We start from the raw sequence: 25,141 nt of genomic DNA on the forward strand, positions 1-25,141 counted from the left end.
TGCTCGACTCGCCATCACTGTAGCAGACGCACAATTCGGCACAAAACCGCACATCGGCGCCCGGGTCGCGGCGCGGCCGGACGGCGGGCGGCCGAACATTGTCGATCATTCTGCTCGCGGCGGAGAGGCGGTTTCTAAAGAAATGGTGACCGGAAAACTGACTTTCCGGAGCTACTCAAATGACGACCCGCGACCACACCGAGATCGAGCGTTTTTCGGTCCCGTCGAAACTCATAACCGTCCTCCTTTTCCTGTTGGCACAAGTCGTGGCCGCGCTCTTGATCGGATCCGTGGCGCTGGCGATAAGCCCAACGCAGGCGGCGGAAGTCCAGCGCGCCGCGCTCGTCAAGCCGGCGATGCCCGGGCCGGCTCGCTGCTCCTGAAGGACCGCGACAATTCCCGGCTCGGCATAGACGTCGATATCACGGTCCCCGGCCCGACGCCTCGCGCCCGCGTCACCCAGCTGTTCCGCAACCCGACGCAGAATTGGATGAAAGCTACTTACGTCTAACCGGAGCGCTGTCTGCTGCACGCCACGATGATCGCGGCTGTTTCGTGATCGCATGTTGCGCTACGCGCTTGCCCTGTCTTCGTTGTTTGTGTTGCGGCCCGTCCCGTGAGATGCTTGCCTGGCTGACGGTCGAACCCGGACCACAAGTTCAATCGAATTGTTGCGATAATGGACCCGCAGATTCATTACCTGCCGCTGACGCCAGGCCCGTTCTCGGTCCTGGTGCTGCTGTTTGCCGTACTGATCGTGCTGATCCAGCTTCGCATCCTGCGCTACGCCTATATGAAGCTCGGCGTCGGGCCAGGCGCCGCCCTGCTCCTGCTGTTCGGCTCGCTGGTCGGCAGCTACTTCAACATCCCGATCAGCGTGCTGCCGGGTCAGACAGTGCACACCGGCGAGATCGTCGATTTCTTCGGCATGCGTTATGTCGTACCGCTGGTGACGTCCTATCCCGGGACCGTGCTGGCAGTGAATGTCGGCGGCGCCGTCATTCCGACGCTGATGTCGATCTACCTGGTGCTGCGCTATCAGCTGTTCCTGCGCGCGGCGATCGCAGTGATCGTCATCGCCCTCGTCATCCATTCCAGCGCGACACCCGTGCGGGGCGTCGGCATCGCCGTACCCGTGTTTGTGCCGGTCGTGGTCACCGCGATCCTCGCCTTCATCCTGTCGCGCGAATATGCCGCGCCACTCGCCTATATCGGCGGCTCCATGGGCACGCTGATCGGCGCCGACCTGATGAATCTCGGCAAGATCAATGGGCTCGGCGCACCGGTCGCCTCGATCGGCGGCGCTGGAACGTTCGACGGTATTTTCCTGACCGGCATTCTGGCCGTGCTGCTTGCCGGCATCGCATCTCCCGCGCGACCACGACCGTCCTGGTAATGCGAAAACGACGCACAGCCATGCCTGCCATGGCATGACGTGAGTTGCCACGTCATTCATCTGCCCATAAAACCTCGGAACATCGCTGTAGACGGCGATCGCATAATTCGTCGAGCGGAAAAACGACACGGCCCAATAATCAAATAACAAAGGGAAGAGTTCGCCTATGGAAGCGCATGTCTCGACCGGCTCCATCTTATCTGAAACGTGGTCACCTTCCCCCGACGCGGGCCCGGTCATTGCCGGCATCCACGCGATGCTGCATCCGCGCAACATCGTGCTGGTCGGCGCCACTGACAAGCCGGGCAACTATGCCGAGCGCATCTGGAACAATCTGATCAAGTACAAATACGAAGGCGGGCTCTATCCCATCAACGCCAAGCGCGACACGGTCTGGGGCGTGGCCTGCTACAAGGATTTTGCCTCCCTGCCCGAAAAGCCCGATCATGTGCTGGTGCTGGTGCCGGCGCGCTTCGCCGTCCAGGTGGTGCGCGAGGCGGCCGCCGCGGGCGCGCGCTCGGCGACGATCGTCACCTCAGGCTTTTCCGAATTGCAGGACGAGGAGAGCCAGCGGCTTGCCGCCGAGCTGGAGGCCGCGGTGCGGGAGACCGGGCTCGCGGTCACGGGGCCCAATTGCCTCGGAAACTTGAGCGCGGGCGAAAAGCTCTTCACCAACATCGACGACCGCGCCGTCAGCATGGAGCAGGGCGCGGTGGCGATCGCCGGCCAGTCCGGCGCCATCGTGATGGCGATCCGGCAGGCACTCGAGGATCGCGGCATCGGCGTCGGCTACATGGTCACGACGGGCAACGAGGCCGGATTGGAAACACCGGACCTGATGGCCTATTTCGCCGCCGATCCCTCCATTCGCGTGATCGTGGTTTATCTCGAAGGCGTGCGCAACACCAAGGCGTTCCGCGATGCCTGCAAGGCCGCACGTGCCGCCGGCAAGCCCGTGATCGCGCTCAAGCTCGGGACGTCCGAAGGCGGGCGCGCCGCCGCCATGGCGCATACCGGCGCTCTGGCCGGCTCGATCGAAACCTTCGACGCGATCTCGACCCGCGAGGGCGTGATCCGGGTACGCGGGCTCGATGAACTCATCGAGACCACCGAATGCTTCGTTCATACCGAGGTCCCCAAGGGCAACCGGCTCGCCGGGGTGACGCTGTCGGGCGGCAAGCGCGGGCTTCTGATCGACGCATTCTATTCGGCGGGACTGAATTTTGCACCACTCAGCGAGGATGCGAGCGGAAAGCTGGCGGCAATGCTCGGACCGGGTTCGATCGTCGGCAATCCACTCGACGCCGGCTTTGCCGCGGTGGTCGATCCGTCGGTCTACATGAAATCGATCAAGATCATGATCGACGATCCCGACACCGATATCGTCATCGTCGATTCCGAGTTTCCGAAGGCGCCGCATGAATTGCGCGAGCGCAACATCCGCATCGTCAACGACATGGCGGGCGAGGCGTCCAAGCCCGTGATCTATATCAGTACGATGTCCGTCGGTTTTACCGAGCACACCAAGGGCTTACGCAAATCCGTGCCCAACATCGTGGTGATGCAGGGCCTGGACCGCGCGGTCGGCGCGATCAGGGAACTGATCGACTATGCCGCGCTCGACAAGAACGTGCCGGACCTCGTCTCGAGCTCCACCGCGCAGGCCCGCTCGCTGCTGGAAAAGACGCTGAAGAATGCCAGCGGCGCCGCGCTCGACGAGGTCGCCTCGAAGAAGCTGCTCAAGGCCTATGGCATCCCGATCTCGAAGGAGGCGATTGCGCAGACCGCTGCTGAAGCCGCAACGATCGCCAAAAAGATCGGCTTTCCCGTCGTCGCAAAAGTGGTCAGCCCGGATATCCTGCACAAATCCGACATCGGCGGCGTGGTGCTCAATCTCAACAGCGCGGCCGAGGTGAAGAAGGCGTTCAGCGACATCATTGCGCGGGTCAAGAAGCTGAAGACCAAGCCAAAGCTCGAAGGCATTCTGATTGCGCAGCAGGTCAAGGCCGATCTCGAGCTCGTGGTCGGCGCCTCGCTTGATGCCGAGATGGGACCGGTGGTGCTGTTCGGAACCGGCGGCATCGATATCGAGCTGGTGAAGGACGTGGCTCTCGCTGGCGCGCCGGTCGACGCCAATGAGGCGAAAAAGCTGATCAGCCGCACCAAGGCGGGCGTGAAGATCAGAGGCTATCGTGGCAAGCCCGCGATGCACGAGGCCTCCGCCGTCAAGGCGCTGGTCGGGCTGTCCAACCTGATCGCCGATGCCAATGGCCGCATCGCCTCGATCGATGTCAACCCGTTCCTGATCAACGCCAAGACCGGGGTCGCAGTCGATGCGCTGGTGGTGCTGAACAATGAAGCAGCCAAAGCAGCGGCCGGGCATTGACCCGCCCCGCCCGTTAACGATCGCGGCCTGGTCAACTTGGTCAAAGGTTGCAGGCTTTCTCAATGGCGAAAAGGAACAGGAACGGCTAGCCTCGGAACACCACAAGGCATCGGAGAATGCCGCCCCAACAAGACCAACACAATCTTGCCTGGGAGGATATGATGGCTACTGGAAATCGCCCCTGGTCCGTCAACCGGCGGACCATTCTCACATCGGGCGCCGCTATTGCTGCGGCGCAAATTACCTCTCCCTTCATCATCACGGCCCGCGGCGAGACGCCAATCCGGATCGGATTGGTCGATCCGCTGACCGGCGTCTATGCTGCGATCGCACAAGGCGAGGTGGTGGGCGCCAAATACGCCGTCGAGGAGATCAATAAAAGCGGCGGTATCCTCGGCCGGCCGATCGAGCTGCTGGTCGAAGACTCCGCCAACGACGTCGGTACCGGCGTGCAAAAGACCCGCAAGCTCATCGAGCGCGACCAGGTCAGTTTCATCATTGGTGACGTCAACTCCGGCATCGCCATCGCGATGGCGCAGGTCACCAGCGAGAAGAAGGTGCTGCATATCGTCTCGGGCGGCCACACCGATCCCGTCACCGGGACGAGCTGTTCCTGGAACGTATTTCGCGTCTGCAACGCCACCGCCATGGACGCCAATGCGATCGCCTCCACGCTGATCGAGAAGTTCGGCAAGAAGTGGTATTTCCTCACGCCCGACTATGCCTACGGCCATTCGGTGCAGGCGAGCTTCGAGAAAGTCTTGAAAGCCGCGGGCGGCACGTCTGGGGGCTCGCTCGTGCCGCTGGGAACGCCGGACTATTCCTCCTATCTGATCCAGGCCAAGGCCTATAATCCGCAGGTCTTGATCAACGTAATGGGCGGTGGCGATCAGGTCGCGAGCCTCAAGCAATTCGTGCAATTCGGTCTGGACAAGCAGATGGCGGTCGGCGGCACCCTGTTCGAGCTCGAGAGCATTCGTGCCGTGCCGGACGCCGCGCGCATCGGCTGGTGGACGATGGAATGGTGGTGGGACCAGCCGGGCGTTCCGCATGTTGCGGAATTCAATGCCGCGATCAAGAAGATCACCGGGGGTGCTGCGACGGCACGCAACTGGTTCGGCTACGCCTCGGTGCAGACGCTCGCCCTGATCGCCAACCAGGAGAAGACGCTCGATGCGCCCAAGCTTGCGCGCGCGCTGTCCGGCTTCAAGCTGCCGCCACAAATCGCGCTGCAGCCGGGTTCGCCGTCATACCGCGCTGGTGACCACGAACTGATGAGCACGGTCTTCGTCGGCGAGGCGCATCCGCCGCAAGGCGACCCCGACAACATGTTCACGGTGAGGAATCCGGTGCCGGGCGAGAAGGCGGCCGGCTCGGTGGAAGAAACCGGCTGCAAGATGCAGTGGCCGGCGTGACAGGATTGCCGTCCGCCCGGTGCCATCAGGCACCGGGCGTCGCGTCGCACAACGATGTGGCCTCGGTGAATTATGACGCTGCTACTCCTGTTCAACATTACCAATGGTCTCATCGTCGGCGCGTTCTATGTCCTGATGGCGCTCGGCCTCTCGTTGATCCTCAACTTAAGCAACGTCATCAACTTCGCTCATGGCGGATTTCTCGTCATCGGCGGCTATATCGCCTATGCGATCTCGCCCTATGTCGGGTTCTGGGGTGCGCTCTTGCTCGCCCCGCCTTTGACGGCCGTGATCGGCCTGGTCGTCGAGCGTGTCCTGATCCGGCCGCTCTACGGGCGAGATCCGCTCTACAGCCTGCTTCTGACCTTCGGGCTTGCTTTCATGATCGAAGATTTGACCCGTTTCATCTTCGGCCCGCAGGGCAAGCCGTTCGCCATACCGGCCTTCCTGGCGCAACCGCTCAGCAACGAGCTGTTCTTCATCACCGGCTATCGTCTCTTCATGGTGGCGATGGTGTTCGTCGCGATTGCGCTCTTGTTCGTGCTGCTGCGCTACACGCGGCTCGGGATCCGCATCCGCGCCGGCACGCTTGACCTGGAGACCGTCGCAGCGCTCGGCATCAATGTGCGGCTGCTGCGCTCGCTCAATTTCGCGGTCGGCATCTTTCTCGCCGGTCTCTCCGGCGTGCTGGCCGCCGGGCAGCTCGGTCTTGAACCCACCATGGGCACTGGCCTTCTGATGCCGAGCTTCATCGCCATCATCGTCGGCGGCATCGGCAGCCTGCCGGGAACGCTGGTCGGCGGGCTCCTGATCGGCGTGGCTTCGGGCGTCACCGCCGTGTTCTTCCCGGCGGCGAGCGAAGCGGTGATCTACGTGCTGATGGCTGTGATCCTGCTGACGCGGCCACGCGGCTTGTTCGGCGAAGAAGGAATGATGGGTTGACCGCCGCATCGTCACGCAAATTGATCGTCCTGGCGGCGATCTGGGTTGTCCTGCTGCTGGCCCCCTACTGGATGGCGCCGCTGGGCGGCTACACCGCGCTCGCGACCCGCGTGCTCGTGCTCGGGCTCGCCGCGATGTCGGTGAATTTCCTGCTGGGATTTACCGGCGTATTGTCGTTCGGCCATGCGGCCTGGTTCGGCCTTGGCGCCTATGGCGCGGGACTGACCTTGAAATATCTTGCACTAAGCACCCCGCTTGCGGTCATCGCCGGCATGCTGCTCGGCGGCCTTTGCGGCGCAATCCTCGGCACATTGCTGGTGCGCCGCCGCGGCGTCTATTTCGCCATGGTGACCATCGCTTTCGGCCAGGTGTTCTATTACATCGCCTTCCAATGGAGCTCGCTGACCGGCGGCGATGACGGCCTGCGCGGCTTTGCCCGGCAGCCGCTCGATTTCGGCCTGTTCAAGCTCGACATCCTCTCCGACGCCAACATCTTCTACTACTTCGTCCTGGTCTGCTTTGCGCTCGTCGTCGGCACCATGGGCTTCATCCTGCGCTCGCCCTTCGGTCGCACCATGATCGCGATCCGGGAGAACGAGCGCCGCGCGCGCTTCCTCGGCATTCCCGTCGAACGGCACATCTGGATCGCCTTCACTCTGTCCTGCTTTTTCATGGGATTTGCTGGCGCGCTTTACGCACTGGTCAACAATTTCGCCGACCCGCGAGGACTGCATTACAGCCAGTCCGGCGATTTCGTCATGATGGCCGTGATGGGCGGCATGCGCAGCTTCTGGGGACCGCTCTTGGGCGCCGCCGTCTTCGTGGTGCTGCAGGACTATCTCTCCAGCATCACGGTGAACTGGATGTCCTTCGTCGGCCTGCTGTTCATCCTGGTGGTGCTGTTCTTCCCACGCGGCCTGCTTGGCTTCTTTCAACGGAGCAAGGCGTGAACGTCCTCGAGATCAACACCGTCACCAAGCGCTTCGGCAATCTGGTCGCCGTGCGCGACGTCTCGCTTACCGTGGCCAAGGGCGAGCTCTGCGCGATCATCGGACCGAACGGCGCCGGCAAGACCACCTTCTTCAACCTGATCAGCGGCTACTTTCCGCCGACCTCAGGCAAGATCATGTTCGACGGCCAGGATATCACCAGGCTATCGACGCATGAGCGCGTCAGCCGCGGCATGGCACGAACCTTTCAGATCACCGAGATCTTTCCGGAGCTTACGGTGTTCGAAAATATCAGGATCGCGGCCGAGGTCGCCGGCGGATACCGCCTGCGGCCGTGGATCAGCCGCGCCGAGGCCAGCAAGATCCATGACAATGTCGAAACGACCCTGAAACTGGTCGCGCTCGAGGCCAAGGCCGACCGTCTGGTCGGCGAACTCGCCCATGGCGACCAGCGCGCCGCCGAGATCGCCATGGCGCTGGCGCTGAAGCCGCATCTCCTGCTGCTGGACGAACCGACCGCGGGCATGGGCGACCAGGAGACCTACCAGATCACGCAGCTGGTCCGGCGCCTGCATCGCAACGATCAATATTCCATCGTGCTGATCGAGCACGACATGCGCGTGGTATTCAACCTGGCGGACCGGATCTGCGTGCTCGACCAGGGTCGGATGCTGGCGCAGGGTACCCCGCAGCAAATAGCCGCCAATGAGTCCGTCCAGGCCGCCTACCTGGGCAACGCCGCATGACCGCCGCGCTCACCGCCGAAGGCCTGCACACCTATTATGGGAAGAGCCATATCCTGCAGGGCGTCAGCCTTGCTGTCGCCGAAGGCCGGATCACGGCGCTGCTCGGCCGCAACGGCGCCGGCAAGACTACGACACTGCGGAGCCTGATGGGATTGACGCCGGCACGCCAGGGCAAGATCACGATCTTCGGCGAGGACACGACGCGCTGGCCGACATTCCGGATCGCCGCCCAAGGCGTGGGCTATGTGCCGGAAGGACGGCGCATCTTTGCCAATCTGAGCGTGGAGGAAAATCTCAAGGTGCCGCTCGAGCGCGGCGGTCCCTGGACCATCGAGCGCATCTTCAAGCTGTTCCCGCGCCTCGAAGAGCGCAAGCTCAACCGCGGGCGCCAACTCTCCGGCGGCGAGCAGGAAATGCTGTCGATTGCACGCGCGCTCCTGATCAATCCCCGGCTCTTGATCCTCGACGAGCCGTCGCAGGGGCTGGCGCCGCTGGTCGTGCGAGAGGTGTTTCGCATCATCCAGCAGATGAAGGCGGAAGGTATCTCCATTCTGCTGGTGGAGCAGAATGCCCGGATGAGCCTGGAGATCGCCGACGATGCCTATGTCCTGGACGACGGCATGATCGTCTATTCGGGGGGCGCGCAGGAACTCGCCGCGGACGAGGCGCGCGTCCGCTCGTTGGCTGGCGCCAGCGCGGAAGAATGGACGCTGGCGTAGCTAGCTCGGGGTTTTCCGGCCGGCCCGCCGTCTTCCGTCCACCCTGCTTTAACCGTAAAATCGGACCATACGGACGGCCTGAATCTGCAGTCCCGGTACGGCACGAGAATTCACGGAAAGCCTGATGCGCGTCACGAACCTTCTGGTGGGAACAGCGACCCTTGCGGTAATCGCCGCGGGCTTTGTCGGCATGCTCACCGTCGAAAGACTGCGCACCGCGCAGGCGCGCAGTCCGTTGCGGATTGTGTTCGACGGTTCGGCCAGCGGCTTGCGCAAGGGCGGCCCGGTGAATTTCGACGGCGTGCCGGCCGGCGAGATCACTTCGATCAAGCTGGAGAGCCCGCGCAAGATTGTCGCGCTGGTGATGCTGGACAACTCCGCGCCGATCCGAAAAGACACCGCCGTCGGCATCGAGTTCCAGGGCCTGACCGGTGTGGCGGCGATTTCGCTGGTCGGCGGCGCCGCCAGTGCTCCGCCGGTGCCGCCGGACCAGGACGGCGTTCCCATGCTGACCGCCGATTTGAGCGAGCAGCAGTCGATGACCGATACCTTGCACAATGTCGACAAGGCCATTGTCGATAATGAAGGGGCGATCAAGGACACGCTGTTGTCCTTCGAAACCTACACGGCGTCGCTCAAGAGCAAGGGCCAGGCGATCGACGACCTCATTGCCAAGGCCGAGAACGGCCTCGACGGCTTCAACAACGCGGTCGACAAGGTCGACAGGCTCATCCCAGGGCTCGCCGACGGCAAAGCCTCCGCGCTGTTTGAGAGGATCACATCGATCCGCGAAATGGCCGACAGCTTCAGGAAGAAATCGGCGACCGTGATGGAAGACGCTCGCCAGACACTGCTCGAGGTCAGCGACGCCGCCAGCAAGATGAGCCAGAAGCTCAACCCGCAAGCGGCCACCGCTCCCTCCTCCCCGGCCGCCCCGCGCCGGCAGGGTTCGAAGCCGCAATAGAGACGCGAGGTCGGCGAGCGAGCGCCGGCCCGCGGGCGGACCGTCCCACTGGCCTCAAAATTCCTTTGGAAGACGCGGGAACTAACAACTGCGTCGCCAGTTATCTCTCTTCGCCTTCGTCAGGGCCGCTGTGCGCGGGTGGAATAGGCGCAAGCTTTTTACAAATGCTTACGGAACCGAATGGTCGCTAAGTGCTTATCGCAATTAGGGCAAATCGACCGAGTTCCATTTTTGCCTAGTCCCGTTGTTGCTTGATTTGGATTGCTGCTGAAGCTTTCATGCGCGCCTCCTGCGACGATCCCGCATCGGTTCGCGCAATTGCTGGGGGGATATCATGAGCGACCTCGATCCGGGAGCACCATCGGGCACCAAGCGCGCTCGACCCCGACCAAACGGCAATGGAAGCCGTGATTCCGAGCAGGAACTGCTGCACGCGCTGCAGGCGATGCGCAGCGGCGACTTTTCCGTGCGCATGACCGGCGACCATCAGGGCGTCGAGGGCAAGATCGCCGATCTGTTCAACGAAATCGTTGCCGAGAACGAGCGCATGGCGCAGCAGCTCGAGCGCGTCGGCCAGTCGGTGGGACGCGAAGGCAAGACCCGCCAGCGCGTCAAGTTCGGTCTGTCCTCCGGCTCCTGGGCCGACATGGAGGATTCCGTCAACACCCTGATCGACGACCTGCTCTGGCCGACCCGCGAGGTGACGCGCGCGGTCGCCGCGGTGGCGCAAGGCGACCTCTTGCAGACCGTGCGGCTCGATGTCGACGGCCGGCCGCTCGGCGGCGAGTTCCTGCAGTCGGCAAACATCGTCAACACCATGATCAAGCAACTCTCGGTATTCACGTCCGAGGTGACGCGCGTGGCGCGCGAGGTCGGCACCGAAGGCAAGCTTGGCGGACAGGCCCAGGTGCCCGAGGTGACGGGTGTCTGGAAGGATTTGACCGAGAGCGTCAACTCCATGGCCAACAACCTGACCAACCAGGTGCGCAACATTGCCGAGGTGACGATCGCGGTCGCCAACGGCGACCTGTCGAAAAAGATCACCGTCGACGTGCGCGGCGAGATCCTGCAGCTCAAGGAAGCCATCAACACCATGGTGGACCAGCTGCGCTCCTTCGCGTCCGAAGTGACGCGCGTGGCGCGCGAGGTCGGCACCGACGGCAAGCTCGGCGGACAGGCCATCGTGCCCGGCGTCGCCGGCACCTGGAAAGACCTGACCGACTCCGTCAACGCGATGTGCGGCAACCTGACCGCACAGGTGCGCAACATCGCCAACGTCACGACCGCGGTCGCCCGCGGCGACCTTTCCCGCAAGATCACGGTCGACGTGCGCGGCGAGATCCTGGAGCTGAAGGACACCATCAATACGATGGTCGACCAGCTCAACTCCTTCGCCTCGGAAGTGACGCGTGTCGCGCGCGAGGTCGGCACCGAAGGCAAGCTCGGCGGACAGGCCCAGGTGCCCGGCGTCGCCGGCACCTGGAAGGACCTGACCGACAACGTCAACTTCATGGCGTCCAACCTGACCGCGCAGGTGCGCAACATCGCCGACGTCGCGACCGCGATCGCCGGCGGCGACCTCTCGAAGAAGATCACGGTGAACGTGTCGGGTGAGATCCTTCAGCTGAAGGAAACGCTCAACACCATGGTGGACCAGCTCAATGCGTTTGCCGGCGAAGTTACGCGCGTCGCACGCGAGGTCGGCACCGAGGGCCGGCTGGGCGGACAGGCGAACGTGCTCGGCGTTGCCGGCACCTGGAAAGACCTGACCGAGAGCGTCAACTCGATGGCGGGCAACCTGACGGCGCAGGTGCGCAACATCGCGGAGGTGACCACCGCGGTCGCCGGCGGCGACCTCTCCAAGAAGATCACGGTCGACGTGCGCGGCGAAATCCTCGAACTGAAAAACACCATCAACACCATGGTGGACCAGCTCAACGCCTTTGCCGGCGAAGTCACGCGCGTCGCGCGCGAGGTCGGAACCGAGGGCAAGCTTGGCGGCCAGGCGAACGTGCGCGGCGTCGCCGGCACCTGGAAAGACCTCACCGACAGCGTCAACTCCATGGCCTCCAACCTGACCGGCCAGGTTCGCAACATCGCCGAAGTCGCGACCGCGGTCGCCAAGGGCGACCTGTCCAAGAAGATCACGGTGAACGTGTCGGGCGAAATTCTTCAATTGAAGGAAACGCTCAACACCATGGTCGACCAGCTCAACGCCTTTGCCGGCGAAGTCACGCGCGTCGCCCGCGAAGTCGGTACCGACGGCAAGCTGGGTGGTCAGGCCGAGGTGCCCGGTGTCGCCGGCACCTGGAAGGACCTCACCGACAGTGTCAACTCCATGGCCGGCAACCTGACCGCACAGGTGCGCAACATCGCGGAGGTCGCGACCGCGATTGCCAACGGCGACCTGTCGCGCAAGATCACCGTGGACGTCCGCGGCGAGATTCTTCAGCTGAAGGAAACGCTCAACACCATGGTCGACCAGCTCAACCGCTTCGCGGGCGAGGTGACGCGCGTCGCGCGCGAGGTCGGCACCGAAGGCAGGCTCGGCGGTCAGGCCAACGTGCCCGGCGTCGCCGGCACCTGGAAGGACCTGACTGATAGCGTCAACTCCATGGCCGGCAACCTGACGGCTCAGGTCCGCAACATCGCCGAAGTTACCACTGCCGTGGCACGCGGCGACCTGTCGCGCAAGATCACGGTGGACGTGAAGGGCGAAATCCTGGAGCTGAAGAACACCATCAACACCATGGTGGACCAGCTCAACGCCTTCGCCTCCGAAGTGACACGCGTGGCGCGCGAGGTCGGCACCGAGGGCAAGCTCGGCGGACAGGCCCAGGTGCCGGAAGTCGCGGGCACCTGGAAAGACCTGACCGACAACGTCAACTTCATGGCATCGAACCTGACCGCGCAGGTGCGCAACATCGCGGAGGTCGCGACCGCGATTGCCGGCGGCGATCTCTCCAAGAAGATCACCGTGGACGTGCGCGGCGAGATCCTGCTGCTCAAGGACACCTTGAACACCATGGTGGAGCAGCTGCGCTCCTTCGCCGCCGAAGTGACCCGCGTGGCGCGCGAGGTCGGCACCGAAGGCCGGCTCGGTGGCCAGGCCGTCGTGCCCGGCGTCGGCGGCACCTGGAAGGACCTCACCGACAACGTCAACCTGCTGGCAGCGAACCTGACCACGCAGGTGCGCAACATCGCCGAAGTCACCACCGCCGTGGCGCGCGGCGATCTGTCGCGCAAGATCACGGTCGACGTGAAGGGCGAGATCCTCGAGCTGAAAAACACCATCAACACAATGGTGGACCAACTCAACGCCTTCGCCGGCGAAGTCACGCGCGTGGCGCGCGAGGTCGGCACCGAAGGCAAGCTCGGCGGTCAGGCCCAAGTGCCGGGCGTCGCCGGTACGTGGAAGGACTTGACCGACACCGTGAACTTCATGGCCGCCAACCTGACCGAGCAGGTACGCGGCATCGTCAAGGTCGTTACAGCGGTCGCCAACGGCGACCTCAAGCAGAACCTCACGGTGAAATCGAAGGGCGAGGTCGCGGCACTTGCCGACACCATCAACAACATGACCGAGACGCTGGCGACCTTCGCCGATCAGGTGACCAGCGTCGCGCGCGAGGTCGGCGTCGAGGGCCGGCTCGGCGGCCAGGCCAACGTGCCCGGCGCCGCCGGCACCTGGAAGGACCTGACCGGCAACGTCAACTTGCTGGCGGCCAACCTGACCTCGCAGGTACGAGCGATCGCCGAGGTCGCGACCGCCGTGACCAAGGGCGATCTCACCCGATCGATCCAGGTCGATGCGCGCGGCGAAGTCGCCGAGCTGAAAGACAACATCAACACCATGATCACCAACCTGCGGCTCACCACCGACCTCAATACCGAGCAGGATTGGCTGAAGACGAACCTTGCCCGCTTCACCAACATGCTACAGGGCCAGCGCGACCTCACGACCGTCGGCCGACTGTTACTGACCGAACTGACGCCGCTGGTGAATGCGCATGTGGGCGTGATCTATCAGGTCGAGAACGAGGACAGCCCGCGACTGCATCTGCTTTCCGGCTATGCCAGCGGCGGCAACCATCCGCATCCCGAGGTATTGCAGCTCGGCGAGGGCCTGGTCGGCCAATGCGCGGTGGACAAGCGCCAGCGGCTGGTCTCCGACATCCCGACCGATACCGTGCCGGTCCGCTCGGCACTGCTGCACGCGGTGCCGCGAAACCTGGTCGTGCTGCCGGTGCTGTTCGAGAACCAGGTCAAGGCGGTAATCGAGCTCGCTTCCTTGTCGAGCTTCACGACTTCGCAGATGACCTTCCTCGAGCAGCTCACAGATTCCATCGGCATCGTGCTCAACTCGATCGAAGCGACGATGCAGACCGAGGGTCTGCTCAAGCAGTCGCAGCAGCTCGCCGGCGAATTGCAGGCGCAGCAGCGGGAATTGCAGCAGACCAACGAACAACTCGAGCAGAAGGCGCAGCAGCTCGCCGAACGCAATGTCGAGGTCGAGCGCAAGAACCAGGAAATCGAGCAGGCGCGGCGCGCGCTGGAGGAAAAAGCGACCGAGCTGGCGCTGACCTCGAAATACAAGTCCGAGTTCCTGGCCAACATGTCGCACGAGCTGCGTACGCCGCTCAACTCGATCCTCATCCTGGGCCAGCAGCTTACGGAAAATCCCGACGGCAACCTCACGCTCAAGCAGGTCGAGTTCGCCCGCACCATCCACGGCGCCGGCACCGATCTGTTGAACCTGATCTCGGACATTCTCGATCTCTCCAAGATCGAGTCGGGGACGGTGACGGTGGACGCCGAGGAAATCCTCACCGGCAATCTGCTGGAGACCGTGGGCCGGCCGTTCCGGCACGAGGCGGAAAACCGCCAGCTGACCTTTACCATTGACGTCGATTCCAGCCTGCCGCGGAGTATCGTTACCGACTCCAAGCGCCTGCAGCAGGTGTTGAAGAACCTGCTCTCCAACGCCTTCAAGTTCACTGCCGAAGGCGGCGTGCGGTTGAAAGTCGCAGCTGTGCATGCCGGCTGGAGCAGCGATCATCCGGTGCTGAACTCCGCACCTGCCGTGATCGCCTTCGAAGTGACGGACAGTGGAATCGGCATTCCGCTCGAGAAGCAGAAGCTGATCTTCGAGGCGTTCCAGCAGGCAGATGCCGGCACGAGCCGCAAATATGGCGGCACGGGCCTCGGGCTCGCCATCAGCCGCGAGCTCGCAAGCCTGCTCGGCGGCGAAATTCACCTGAGGAGCGCGCCCGGCAAGGGCTCGACCTTCACGCTCTATCTGCCGCTGAAATATTCCGGCCCGACGATCGCACCGCGCACGCAAGTCGCGCTGCCGTCGCACAATCTGACGCCGGTGCTGCAGACCGCAAAGGACGAGCGGATCATCGAGCAGCTGCCCGATGACCGGCTCAACCTCGAGCCCGGCGACACAATTCTTTTGATCGTCGAGGACGACCCGCATTATGCGCGTGTGCTGATCGATCTTGCGCGCGACAAGGGCTTCAAGGTGCTGGTCGCGGCACGCGGCGCCGAGGCGCTGGATCTGGCCAAGCAATACCAGCCGGCGGCGGTCTCGCTCGACGTGTTCCTGCCCGATATGCTCGGCTGGACGGTGCTGAGCCAACTCAAGCACAACCCGCTGACGCGTCACATCCCGGTGCAGATCATCACGCTCGACGAGGATCGTCAGCATGCGCTGGCGCGCGGTGCCTTCTCCTTTGTCAACAAACCGACCACCACCGAAGGCGTTGCGGCGGCGCTGGCACAGATCAAGGAATATGCAAAGCCGCGCCGCAAGCGGCTCCTGATCGTCGAGGACAACGAGGCGGAGCAGCTCTCGATCCGAGAGCTCCTGCATCACGACGACATCGAGATACTCGCCACCGACACCGGCGCCAGTGCCCTGTCGATGCTGCGGGAACAGTCATGCGATTGCGTGGTTCTCGATTTGCGGCTCCCCGACATGAGCGGGTTCGAGGTACTGGACCATATCCGCAATGACGAGTCACTTTCCAACGTTCCGGTTGTCGTGTTCACCGGACGCGAACTGTCCGCGGAGGAGGATGCGGAACTTCACACCATGGCGCGCAGCATCGTGGTCAAGGGTGTCGAATCGCCGGAACGACTCCTGGACGAAACCGCCTTGTTCCTGCACAGGGTGATCACGGAACTGCCGCTCGAAAAGCAGCGTATGCTGGAGAAGCTCAACAGTTCCGACGAGGACCTCGTCGGCAAGACCGCACTTCTCGTCGACGACGACGCGCGGAACATCTTTGCGCTCTCGAGCGTGCTGGAGCGCCGTGGCATGAAGGTGCTCACCGCTACGACTGGAAGCGAAGCAGTGGCGCTGGTCGAATCGAATCCGGAAATTGCGATCGTATTGATGGACATCATGATGCCGCAGATGGATGGCTATCAGACGATCGGCGCGATCAGGCAGAACCCGTCCTTCGGACGCTTGCCGATCATTGCGCTCACCGCCAAGGCGATGAAGGGCGACCGCGAGAAATGCCTGGAGGCGGGCGCCTCCGACTATCTCGCCAAACCCGTCAACACCGAGCAACTCCTCCTTGCGATCCGCATGTGGCTGCACCGCTGAGCAATGGCCTCCCCGATGGACCATGAAAAGGTGAACATTCTCCTGGTCGACGATCAACCGGCAAAGCTGCTCGCCTACGAAGTCATCCTGAAGGAACTCGGCGAGAACCTCGCGGTCGCCACATCCGGGCGCGAGGCGTTGGAGTACCTGCTGAAGAACGAAGTCGCGGTCATCCTGGTCGATGTCTGCATGCCGGAACTCGACGGCTTCGAGCTTGCCGCCATGATCCGCGAGCATCCACGCTTCCAGAAGACCGCGATGATCTTCATCTCGGCGATCCAGGTCTCCGATATCGACCGCCTGCGCGGCTACGAGATGGGCGCAGTGGATTATGTTCCGGTGCCCGTGGTGCCCGAAGTGCTGCGGGCCAAGATAAAGGTCTTCGCCGAGCTCTATCGCAAGACGCGCCAGCTCGAACGGCTCAACACCGAGCTTGAGGACCGCGTCCGCGCCCGCACCGCCGAGCTCGAACGTTCGACTACCAAGCTCGTCGAGAGCGAGCAGCGCCGCAGCATGGCGATTGCCGCCGGCAAGATGGGCTCCTGGGACTGGGACTGGGTCAATGGCGACTGGATGTGGGACGAGGGCCAGTACCGGATTTTCGGCGTCGATCCCGGGACATTCGAAGTCACCTCGGAGAACATAAGGAAGTTGCTGCATCCCGACGATGCCGAACAGCTCCGCAAGGCAATGCCGGATCTGGAGCGCGGCGCGCGCTCCTTTGAAACAGAATTCCGCATCAGGCTGCCGGACGGCGAGGAACGCTGGTGCACCGGCACGGCGGCCGCAAGCACCGACAGAGACGGCCGCGTTGTGCGATTAAGCGGCGTCACCATCGACATTACCGAGCGCAAACGCGCCGAGGAGCGCCAGAATCTATTGGCGCGTGAGGTCGATCATCGCGCCAAAAATGCGCTGGCGCTGGCGCAATCCATCGTCCGTCTCACACGCGCCGGCAGCATCAAGGACTACACGCAGGCGGTTGAGGGGCGGATCAGCGCGCTGGCACGCGTGCACACCATTCTGTCACTTTCCAACTGGCAGGGCGCGGAGATATGGCGGCTGGTCGAGGAGGAAATCTCGCCTTATGCCAGCGGCGCGCAGATCACACTCCATGGTCCCGAACTCCAGCTCGAACCTGCGACTGCCCAGACGCTTGCGCTCGCCGTCCATGAGCTGATCACCAATTCCGCCAAGTACGGCGCACTCTCAGCGCATGCGGGCCGGCTCGGGGTCAAATGGGAGGTGCAGGGCGACGGCCTGCAATTCATCTGGGAGGAGCGCGACGGACCCAAGGTCGAGCAACCGATCGCGCGGGGCTTCGGCACACGCAGCGTCATTGCCTCGATCGAATCGCAGCTCGGCGGCCGCGCCGATTTCGACTGGCGCGTGGAAGGACTGATCTGCCGGCTCACTGTGCCACTCGGCAGGGAGCTCGACGTGCGAGCAGTCGATGCGCGAGCCAGCTTCAAGGTCAGCGATGCCGAGCCGATGTTGCGATCCGCCGGCGCGGCGGAGTAGCCGGGACGCGGCGGACCGTCTGTCGATCCGTCATCCTGATGTGCGCGCGAAGCGAACCTCGAAGGATACACGGCCCCGTTGCGAGAGCTCGCCGCCGCCCTTCGAGACGACCCCGATTCGCGGCCGCCTCAGGGCGACGGCGATAGTGTGTCTCGCCACGTCGTCCCGGCGCCGGGGCGACGGCGGAGTTTGTGGCAAGCACAGACGTCAACAATCAGCTGTACACGAATGCCTTGTCATCCAGATCCGTTGCCGGGATCGCGTCCTTCTCGGTCCAGTAGTCTTGGCTGTGCTGCCATTCCGGCTTGTCGCCGCGCTTGGGCAGAAGATGCATGTTGCGCATGACATAGCCGGGATTGAAATTCTGCGGATCAATCCAGGTGAGCAGCGGCATGTTGTGGTCCTCGGGCCGCAGCGCCACCCTGACCTTGCTCGCGCCCTTATCCTTCATGTGCCCAAGCAGGCGACAGACGAAGTCCGCGACCAGGTCTGTGCGCAGCGTCCAGCTCGCGCGGAAATAACCGAACACCCAGGCCATGTTCGGAACGCCCGTAAACATCATGCCGCGATAGGTGACGGTCTTGGAAAAATCCAGCCGCTCGCCGTCAATGACGAAATCGATGTCGCCGAGCACATTGAGATTGAAACCGGTCGCGGTGACAATGATGTCGGCCGCAAGCGTCTTACCTGATTTCAGCAGAATGCCGTCCTTGGTGAAACGCTCGATCTCGTCCGTGACGACGGATGCCTTGCCGCTCTTGATGCTCTGGAACAGGTCCGCGTCAGGCACGAAAGCAATGCGCTGCCGCCATGGCCGGTAACTCGGCGTGAAATGAGTGCCGACGTCATAGTCCGGACCGACCACCGCACTGATGGCGCCGATCAGCTCCTTCTTCACTTTTTCCGGCTCCTCGAGGCAGCGCTTGGTAAAGGCATCCTGCTCGAACAGGATCTTGCGGCGCACGATCTCATGGATCCACTCTTCCTTGACCTGGAGCTTCCGCAATTCTTCGGCAAGTTCGATGGCATTGCGTCCGGTCCTGAAATAGGTCGGCGAGCGCTGCAGCATGGTGACGCCGGCGCATTTGTCGGCGATGTTCGGAATGAGCGTCGCGGCCGTCGCGCCAGAGCCGATCACCACGACCTTTTTGTCAGCGAGTTCGATGTCGTCAGGCCACAGCTGCGGATGCACGATGCGACCGGCGAAATCCTTCATTCCGGGCCATTCCGGCGTGTAGCCTTCGGTGTGCCGATAGTAGCCCTGACACATCCAAAGGAAATTCGCGGTGAAGGTCACGCGCTCGCCGCTGTCGATCTTCTCCGCATCGATGGTCCACAGGCTGGTCTTGCTCGACCAATCCGCCGACAGGATGCGGTGCTTGTAGCGGATGTGCCGGGCGAGATCACTGTCCTCGATCACTTCGCCCATGTAGGACAGTATTTCCGCGGCAGTCGCGATCGGCGGACCGACCCAGGGCTTGAAGCTGTAGCCGAAAGTATGGAGATCGGAGTCGGAGCGGATGCCGGGATATTTATGCGTGAGCCAGGTGCCGCCGAAGCTTTCCTGCGTCTCCAGGATCACGAAGCTCGTGCCGGGAAGCTGCTTCGTCAGATGATAGGCGCTGCCGATGCCGGAGATGCCGGCACCGACGATCAGGACGTCGAAATGTTCTGATGCGGTGGAAGCGGAAATCGAGCGGGCGGTTTCGACATTCATTGTTGCTTCTGGTCCTTGTCCAATCCTTGAGATCGGCCTCTTAGAGGGCCTCATCCTCCGCTATGGTCGGCCAGCGACCACGCTTTGACAAATGACATAGATCAACCGCTCACGGAATCACAGCGCAAAACCCCATTGCCGTGCGGTTTGCAGGATCCAGTCGCGATAGAGGGTCAGTGGCGTGACGCCGGTCAGGCCGCCGCAACCGCCGCTGCCGTTCGGCCCGGTGGACCAGCTGATCACCCCGACGATCGCAGGCCCACCCTGCTGATCCTCGAACACTGGCCCGCCTGAATCGCCGGTGCAGGCGCCAAGCCCCTCGCGCGTGCCGTTCGTTGCGGGATCGACCAGGCGAATCTGCAAGCTACCTGGATTTCCCGTCGCGACCAGGCGTGCTGCGCGGATGATTCCGCCGCTCTTGCCGTCGCCGCGCACGGTGACGCCGATACCGGCAATGGTGAATTTTGCGCCCGGCGAAATGGGCTGTAACGGCGCGCCAAGCTGCGCCGGGATTTTTCCCTTCGCCGGGATTTCGAGTTGCAGCAGCGCCACATCGGCGGTAGCGCGATGCGCCAGCATTGCCTGCATCTGGAACCCGGGATCGATAGCGACGCGCTTGACGTCCTTCAGCTCGGGCGTCCGCGCGGCATCGTATTCGACGATCTTGTACTCGGCGCCCGGCTGCACGCAATGCGCGACGGTCAATACCAGCGCCGGCGCGATCAGGCTGCCGGTACAGAAATTACCGCGCGAGCCGACTATGGTGACCACGGCACGCGCGAGTCCATCATTTGATGGCGTAGCACCGCCGACGATGGCATAACAGGGCGAGGCCAGCAGCGCCGCGCTCGCGATCATGGCAGGAAAAGCGCGCATGACGCATGCCATAGCTGGTCGCGGGCGATACGCCAAGGCGGGACGAACCGCTTCTGCGCACGTATGTTGGCCCGTTTGAAACAGCGTTTGAAGTCGCAGGCGATTTGCAAGGGGATTGAATGGTCGAGGCGGTGATCTTTGATTTCGGCGGGGTGCTGACCACCTCACCTTTCGAGGCATTTGCGCGGTTCGAGCGCGAGCGGGGCCTGCCGGCGAACATCATCCGCCGCACCAATGCCGCCAATCACTTGGAAAACGCCTGGGCGAAATTCGAGCGCGCCGAAGTCGATATTGAGGCGTTCGACCGATTATTCGCCGATGAGTCCCGGGCACTCGGTGCCGAGGTCCGCGGCAAGGATGTGCTGCCGCTGCTCGCCGGCGATCTGCGGCCGGAGATGGTTGCGGCATTGAAGCGCATCGGCGACAATTTCAAGACTGGCTGCATCACCAATAACCTGCCAGCCAATGCCATCGGCAGCGCCGCCGGCCGGACGCTCTATATTGCCGAAGTGATGGCGCTGTTCGACCATGTAATCGAATCCGCCAAGATCGGCCTGCGCAAGCCGGATCCGCGCATCTACCATATGATGGTGGAGACGCTGCAGGCCGATCCGAAGAACTGCGTCTATCTTGACGATCTCGGCATCAACCTGAAGCCGGCGCGCGCCATGGGCATGACCACGATCAAGGTGGCAAGCGGCCCGCAAGCGATTGCGGAGCTCGAGGCGGCGACAGGGTTGAAGCTGGATTGAGATCGGCCGTCATTGCCAGCGAAGTGAATCAATCCAGAATCTCTCCGCAAGAGCAGGCTGGATTGCTTCGTCGCTTCGCTCCTCGCAATGACGGAGGCAGCGCCCTACTCCGCCGCGCTCGCGAGCCGCTCTGGAAATGCCGCGGCCAGCGCGGCTCGCTCTGCCTTCAGCACGCCGCGCTCGGTAATAAGTCCCGTGACCAGACGCGCCGGCGTCACGTCGAAGGCGTAGTTCGCGACTGGCGAGCCGTCAGGCACGATGCGCACCGTCTCGATCCGCCCGTCCGCGGTACGGCCGGTCATGGTCGCGACCTCCTCGGCCCCACGCTGCTCGATCGGCACCTGCTTGCCGTCGCCGATATTGAAATCGATGGTCGGCGACGGGAGCGCGACATAGAACGGCACGCCATTGTCGAAAGCCGCAAGTGCCTTCAAATAGGTGCCGATCTTGTTGCAGACATCGCCATTGGCGGCAACGCGGTCGGTGCCGACAACGGCGAGATCGACCATGCCATGCTGCATCAAATGCCCGCCGGTGTTGTCGGCAATCACGGTATGCGGAACGCCATGATGGCCGAGCTCCCAGGCGGTGAGTGAAGCACCCTGGTTGCGCGGGCGCGTCTCGTCGACCCAGACATGGATCTTGTGCCCGCGGTCATGCGCCAGATAGATCGGCGCGGTCGCCGTGCCCCAATCGACGGTGGCGAGCCAGCCCGCGTTGCAGTGGGTGAGCACATTGACTGTCTCGCCCGGCTTCTTGCGCGCGGCGATCGCCTCGATCAGCGCAAGCCCGTTCTGTGCGATGCCCTGGTTGATCGTGACGTCCTCCTCCACGATCTCGTCGGCGCGGGCATAGGCCGCATCCGCGCGTGTTGATGAATTGAGCGGCCGCAGCACCCCGCGCATTCCATCGAGCGCCCATTTCAGATTGATCGCGGTCGGTCGCGTGGCGATGAGCGTCTTGTAGGCGCGATCGAGCCCTGCATCGGAGGCATCCTCGCGCATGGCGAGCGCCATGCCGAAGGCGGCAGTGGCGCCGATCAGCGGCGCGCCACGTACCAGCATCGAGCTGATCGCGTCCGCAGCCTCCGTGCAATTGGTCAACCTCGCCACCACGAACTCATGCGGCAGCCGCCGCTGATCGATGGCGCCGACCGACCAGCCGTCCTCTTCGAGCCAGATGCTGCGATAATGCCTGCCGTCGACCTTCATGGTACGCCTATCTCCGTGGCGGGCTTTACGCCCAGCACCCGTCCAGCAACTGCGTCGAGCTTCTTCAACAACTCCGGATCACGCGCCTCGGGCGCAGTGATCAACGCAGTATCGAGCGCGCGGTCGGAGCCGATCGGGCACGGCTCGTGCTCCCCTGGGAAATCCCGCGCAAGCCGTGCCACCAGCGCCTTGGCCTTGTCGGCGTTCGAGCTCAAGACGCGGATGATGTCCTGCACAGTGACGGCATCGTGGTCCGGATGCCAGCAATCGAAATCCGTCACCATCGCCACCGTAGCGTAGCAGATCTCGGCCTCGCGGGCGAGCTTGGCCTCGGGCATGTTGGTCATACCGATCACGGAATAGCCGAGATTCTTGTAGGTCATGCTCTCGGCATAGCTCGAGAATTGCGGGCCCTCCATGCAGACATAGGTGCCGTCTCGCGCGATTTTGATTCCTTCCGCCTCGGCGGCGGCGGCAAGATGGATGCGCAGCCGCGGCGATACCGGATGCGCCATCGAGACATGCGCCACGCAGCCCCGGCCGAAGAACGAGCTCTCACGCTTATGCGTGCGGTCAACGAACTGGTCGACCAGCACAAATGTGCCCGGCGGCAATTCCTGTTTGAACGAGCCGCAGGCCGACAGCGAGATCAGGTCGGTCACGCCCGCGCGCTTCAGCACGTCAATATTGGCGCGATAATTAATGTCGGACGGCGACAGCCGGTGGCCCTTGTCATGCCTGGGCAGGAACACGATCGGCCGCCCCGCAATGCTGCCGCGCCGCACGGAAGACGAGGGCTCGCCCCACGGGCTCTTGATTGCCTCGTCACGCGCGTTCTCCAGGCCCGGCAGATCGTAGATGCCGGAACCGCCGATGATGCCAAGGACTGCTTTTGTCATGATCTCCCCGCGAACTGTCGGCGACAGTGTAGCGGGTTTTTGCGACGCCAGCGATATTGTTGGGTTCCGTCATTTCAGGGCAGGCGAAGCCCGGAATCTCGCGCCACAATCTCTGGATTCCAGGCTCGCGTCTGCGCGCGCCCCCCGGAATGGCAGCGCTGTCAAGCCGCCGTCGGCTGCAGCTGCGCCATGACCATCCGCCGCAACGTCTCGACCGACTGAAAATTCTCGGGCGTAATCTCGTTTTGCGGAATCGTGAAATCGAATTCGGCTTCGACTGACAGCATCAGACTGACCATGTCCATCGAGGTCAGCCCGGCATCAACCAGCTTTGCATCGGGACCGAGCTCAGTGGACAACGCGTTCTGCGCAAGGATCGCTTGCACCAGAGCCGTGACTCGGCTGTGCACATCGACTTCGAAGCTTTGCATTCCCGACCTTCCAGGCTTTTCCAAATCAAAATCAATTGACATGACGGCCACTGTCCACGCCGCGAGCATAGCGGCAAATCCTGAAAAATATTGACGCTGCTTGTCCTCAAAGGCCGCGTTTGTCGTTAAGGCTAACGCGCCTTCACCTTTTTCATCGTTTCGAGATACCTGCAGTTAACTCTCCATGGCGATGTGAGGCGGCATTCCCTGAATTTCATCGACGAATTTAAGTTAAATCCATACCCTTTTGGTTCAATCACGCCATCAAGAAAGTCGATATCCGCGTCGGGCGATATCCTGACCGCGGATTTCAAACCAGTAGCAACGGAGGTCGAGCATGAATGTCCAGGATGCCAGGTTCGAGCAACAACCTGCAGCCGACAAGGACCTCGATCGCTTGCCGATGGATGGGGGGTCGCTGTTTCTGCAACGCACGGCGGCCGTCGCCAGCGCAGCTGCGGCAGAGGCAGAGGACGTCGATCGCGAGGCTCGCTTTCCCAAGGCCGCCATTGACGCAGCGCGCGAGCAAAAGCTGCTCGGCATGCTGATCCCCGTTGCCTTCGGCGGCTTCGGCGCTTCGATCCCTGACGTCACCGAGGTCTGCTACACGCTGGGCCGCGCCTGCGCCTCCAGCGCCATGATCTTCGCCATGCACCAGACCAAGGTCGCCTGCCTGGTCCGTCATGGCACCGGCAGCGATTATCATGAGGCGTTGATGCGGCGCGTGGCGGCGGAGCAAATGCTGCTCGCATCATCGACCACCGAGGGACAGAACGGCGGCAATATCCGCTCCAGCGCAGCGGCCGTCGCGCACAGCGATGCCGAGATTTCCCTGGTGCGCAACGCCACCGTGATTTCCTACGGCGCCGAGGCCGATGGCATCGTCAGCATCGCCCGCCGCGCCGACGATGCGGCCGCCTCCGACCAGGTGCTCCTGGCCGTCACCAAGGACAACTACACGCTTCAGCGAATCCAGGGCTGGGAGACGCTCGGCATGCGCGGCACCTGCAGCGCGGGCTTCGAGCTGAAGATCAACGGCCCCGCCGCGATGATCTTCCCTGAGAGCTATGACAAAATTCACGCCCAGACCATGACCCCGGTCGCCCATCTCTGCTGGTCGTCGGCCTGGGCCGGCATTGCCGCGGCCGCGGTCGAGCGCGCCCAGCGCTTCATCCGCAAGGCGGCGCGCGGCGCCGGTGGCCAGATGCCTCCTGGCGCGGCGCATTACACCGCCGCCAAGATGGCGCTGACCAAGCTCCGCGCCATGATCACCGCCAATCTCGACCTCTATGCCGCGCATGAATATGACGAGCGCGCGCTATCGTCCCTCGACTTCCAGTCGGCGATCAATCTCTTGAAAGTTCAGGCCTCCGAGCTTGCCGTGGAGACCGCGATGCATGCGATGCGCGCCTGTGGGCTATCGGGTTATCGCAACGACGGCGAGTTCACCGTGGGGCGCCATCTCCGTGACGCGCTGTCGGCACCGCTGATGATCAACAATGACCGCATCCTCGCCAATATCGCAACAGCCAGCCTGATGAGCGGCGTGCCCACATCGCTCCGCGATTGATCCTCAAAATCATTTGGGAATGACAGC

General features: G+C 63.0%; 18 protein-coding genes. 13 read left to right on the plus strand and 5 right to left on the minus strand.

What is annotated here, in order from left to right:
• Positions 1-179: 179 nt before the first annotated feature.
• The 11 genes from A3AI_RS0112935 to A3AI_RS0112985 all read left to right on the plus strand — a co-directional run bounded on the left by A3AI_RS0112935 (position 180) and on the right by A3AI_RS0112985 (position 17,658).
• Complete coding sequence (locus tag A3AI_RS0112935) at positions 180-383, plus strand: hypothetical protein (protein WP_024515983.1); 204 nt, start codon at positions 180-182, stop codon at positions 381-383.
• Positions 384-679: 296 nt separating this feature from the next.
• Positions 680-1,396, plus strand: coding sequence for a DUF1614 domain-containing protein (locus A3AI_RS0112940; RefSeq protein ID WP_024515984.1), 717 nt, complete (start codon positions 680-682; stop codon positions 1,394-1,396).
• A gap of 166 nt (positions 1,397-1,562) precedes the next feature.
• Positions 1,563-3,782, plus strand: a complete 2,220-nt coding sequence (locus A3AI_RS0112945; RefSeq protein ID WP_024515985.1) for an acetate--CoA ligase family protein — start codon at positions 1,563-1,565, stop codon at positions 3,780-3,782.
• A 161-nt stretch (positions 3,783-3,943) separates the two neighbouring features.
• Complete coding sequence (locus tag A3AI_RS0112950; RefSeq protein WP_024515986.1) at positions 3,944-5,197, plus strand: ABC transporter substrate-binding protein; 1,254 nt, start codon at positions 3,944-3,946, stop codon at positions 5,195-5,197.
• Between the two features lie 72 nt (positions 5,198-5,269).
• Positions 5,270-6,139, plus strand: coding sequence for a branched-chain amino acid ABC transporter permease (locus tag A3AI_RS0112955; protein WP_024515987.1), 870 nt, complete (start codon positions 5,270-5,272; stop codon positions 6,137-6,139).
• On the plus strand, positions 6,136-7,089 hold the full coding sequence (locus tag A3AI_RS0112960; protein ID WP_024515988.1) for a branched-chain amino acid ABC transporter permease: 954 nt from the start codon (positions 6,136-6,138) through the stop codon (positions 7,087-7,089). Before A3AI_RS0112955 ends, A3AI_RS0112960 begins: the two co-directional genes overlap by 4 nt.
• Positions 7,086-7,835 carry an ABC transporter ATP-binding protein gene (locus A3AI_RS0112965; protein WP_024515989.1) on the plus strand — a complete coding sequence of 250 codons (750 nt, stop codon included), beginning with the start codon at positions 7,086-7,088 and terminating at the stop codon, positions 7,833-7,835. Before A3AI_RS0112960 ends, A3AI_RS0112965 begins: the two co-directional genes overlap by 4 nt.
• The gene (locus A3AI_RS0112970; protein WP_024515990.1) at positions 7,832-8,554 is read left to right on the plus strand and encodes an ABC transporter ATP-binding protein; all 723 of its coding nucleotides are present in this window, start codon (positions 7,832-7,834) and stop codon (positions 8,552-8,554) included. Before A3AI_RS0112965 ends, A3AI_RS0112970 begins: the two co-directional genes overlap by 4 nt.
• Before the next feature lie 124 nt (positions 8,555-8,678).
• Complete coding sequence (locus A3AI_RS0112975) at positions 8,679-9,518, plus strand: MlaD family protein (RefSeq protein WP_036048095.1); 840 nt, start codon at positions 8,679-8,681, stop codon at positions 9,516-9,518.
• A 334-nt stretch (positions 9,519-9,852) separates the two neighbouring features.
• Positions 9,853-16,137, plus strand: coding sequence for a HAMP domain-containing protein (locus tag A3AI_RS0112980; RefSeq protein ID WP_024515992.1), 6,285 nt, complete (start codon positions 9,853-9,855; stop codon positions 16,135-16,137).
• Positions 16,138-16,152: 15 nt separating this feature from the next.
• Positions 16,153-17,658 carry an HWE histidine kinase domain-containing protein gene (locus A3AI_RS0112985; RefSeq protein ID WP_024515993.1) on the plus strand — a complete coding sequence of 502 codons (1,506 nt, stop codon included), beginning with the start codon at positions 16,153-16,155 and terminating at the stop codon, positions 17,656-17,658.
• A gap of 214 nt (positions 17,659-17,872) precedes the next feature.
• On the opposite strand, the gene A3AI_RS0112990 is transcribed toward A3AI_RS0112985, so the two are convergent.
• Both A3AI_RS0112990 and A3AI_RS0112995 read right to left on the minus strand, forming a co-directional pair.
• Complete coding sequence (locus A3AI_RS0112990) at positions 17,873-19,375, minus strand: flavin-containing monooxygenase (RefSeq protein ID WP_024515994.1); 1,503 nt, start codon at positions 19,373-19,375, stop codon at positions 17,873-17,875.
• Positions 19,376-19,492: 117 nt separating this feature from the next.
• A complete protein-coding gene (locus A3AI_RS0112995) occupies positions 19,493-20,251 on the minus strand; it encodes a S1 family peptidase (RefSeq protein ID WP_024515995.1) in 759 nt (252 codons plus the stop codon).
• A gap of 119 nt (positions 20,252-20,370) precedes the next feature.
• Here A3AI_RS0112995 and A3AI_RS0113000 point away from each other — a divergent pair, with 119 nt between their 5' ends.
• The gene (locus A3AI_RS0113000) at positions 20,371-21,003 is read left to right on the plus strand and encodes an HAD-IA family hydrolase (RefSeq protein ID WP_024515996.1); all 633 of its coding nucleotides are present in this window, start codon (positions 20,371-20,373) and stop codon (positions 21,001-21,003) included.
• 104 nt (positions 21,004-21,107) lie between these two features.
• Here the strand turns inward: A3AI_RS0113000 and mtnA are convergent, their stop codons facing one another.
• The 3 genes from mtnA to A3AI_RS0113015 all read right to left on the minus strand — a co-directional run bounded on the left by mtnA (position 21,108) and on the right by A3AI_RS0113015 (position 23,544).
• The gene (gene mtnA, locus A3AI_RS0113005; RefSeq protein ID WP_024515997.1) at positions 21,108-22,214 is read right to left on the minus strand and encodes an S-methyl-5-thioribose-1-phosphate isomerase; all 1,107 of its coding nucleotides are present in this window, start codon (positions 22,212-22,214) and stop codon (positions 21,108-21,110) included.
• Positions 22,211-23,113, minus strand: a complete 903-nt coding sequence (locus A3AI_RS0113010; protein WP_024515998.1) for an S-methyl-5'-thioadenosine phosphorylase — start codon at positions 23,111-23,113, stop codon at positions 22,211-22,213. The genes mtnA and A3AI_RS0113010 overlap by 4 nt, the downstream gene beginning before the upstream one ends.
• A gap of 161 nt (positions 23,114-23,274) precedes the next feature.
• Positions 23,275-23,544, minus strand: a complete 270-nt coding sequence (locus A3AI_RS0113015; protein ID WP_024515999.1) for a phosphopantetheine-binding protein — start codon at positions 23,542-23,544, stop codon at positions 23,275-23,277.
• 403 nt (positions 23,545-23,947) lie between these two features.
• Here A3AI_RS0113015 and A3AI_RS0113020 point away from each other — a divergent pair, with 403 nt between their 5' ends.
• Positions 23,948-25,114, plus strand: coding sequence for an acyl-CoA dehydrogenase family protein (locus tag A3AI_RS0113020; RefSeq protein WP_156927763.1), 1,167 nt, complete (start codon positions 23,948-23,950; stop codon positions 25,112-25,114).
• Positions 25,115-25,141: the final 27 nt, after the last annotated feature.

It is taken from the genome of Bradyrhizobium sp. Tv2a-2 (genome assembly GCF_000472425.1).
GTDB lineage: Bacteria > Pseudomonadota > Alphaproteobacteria > Rhizobiales > Xanthobacteraceae > Bradyrhizobium.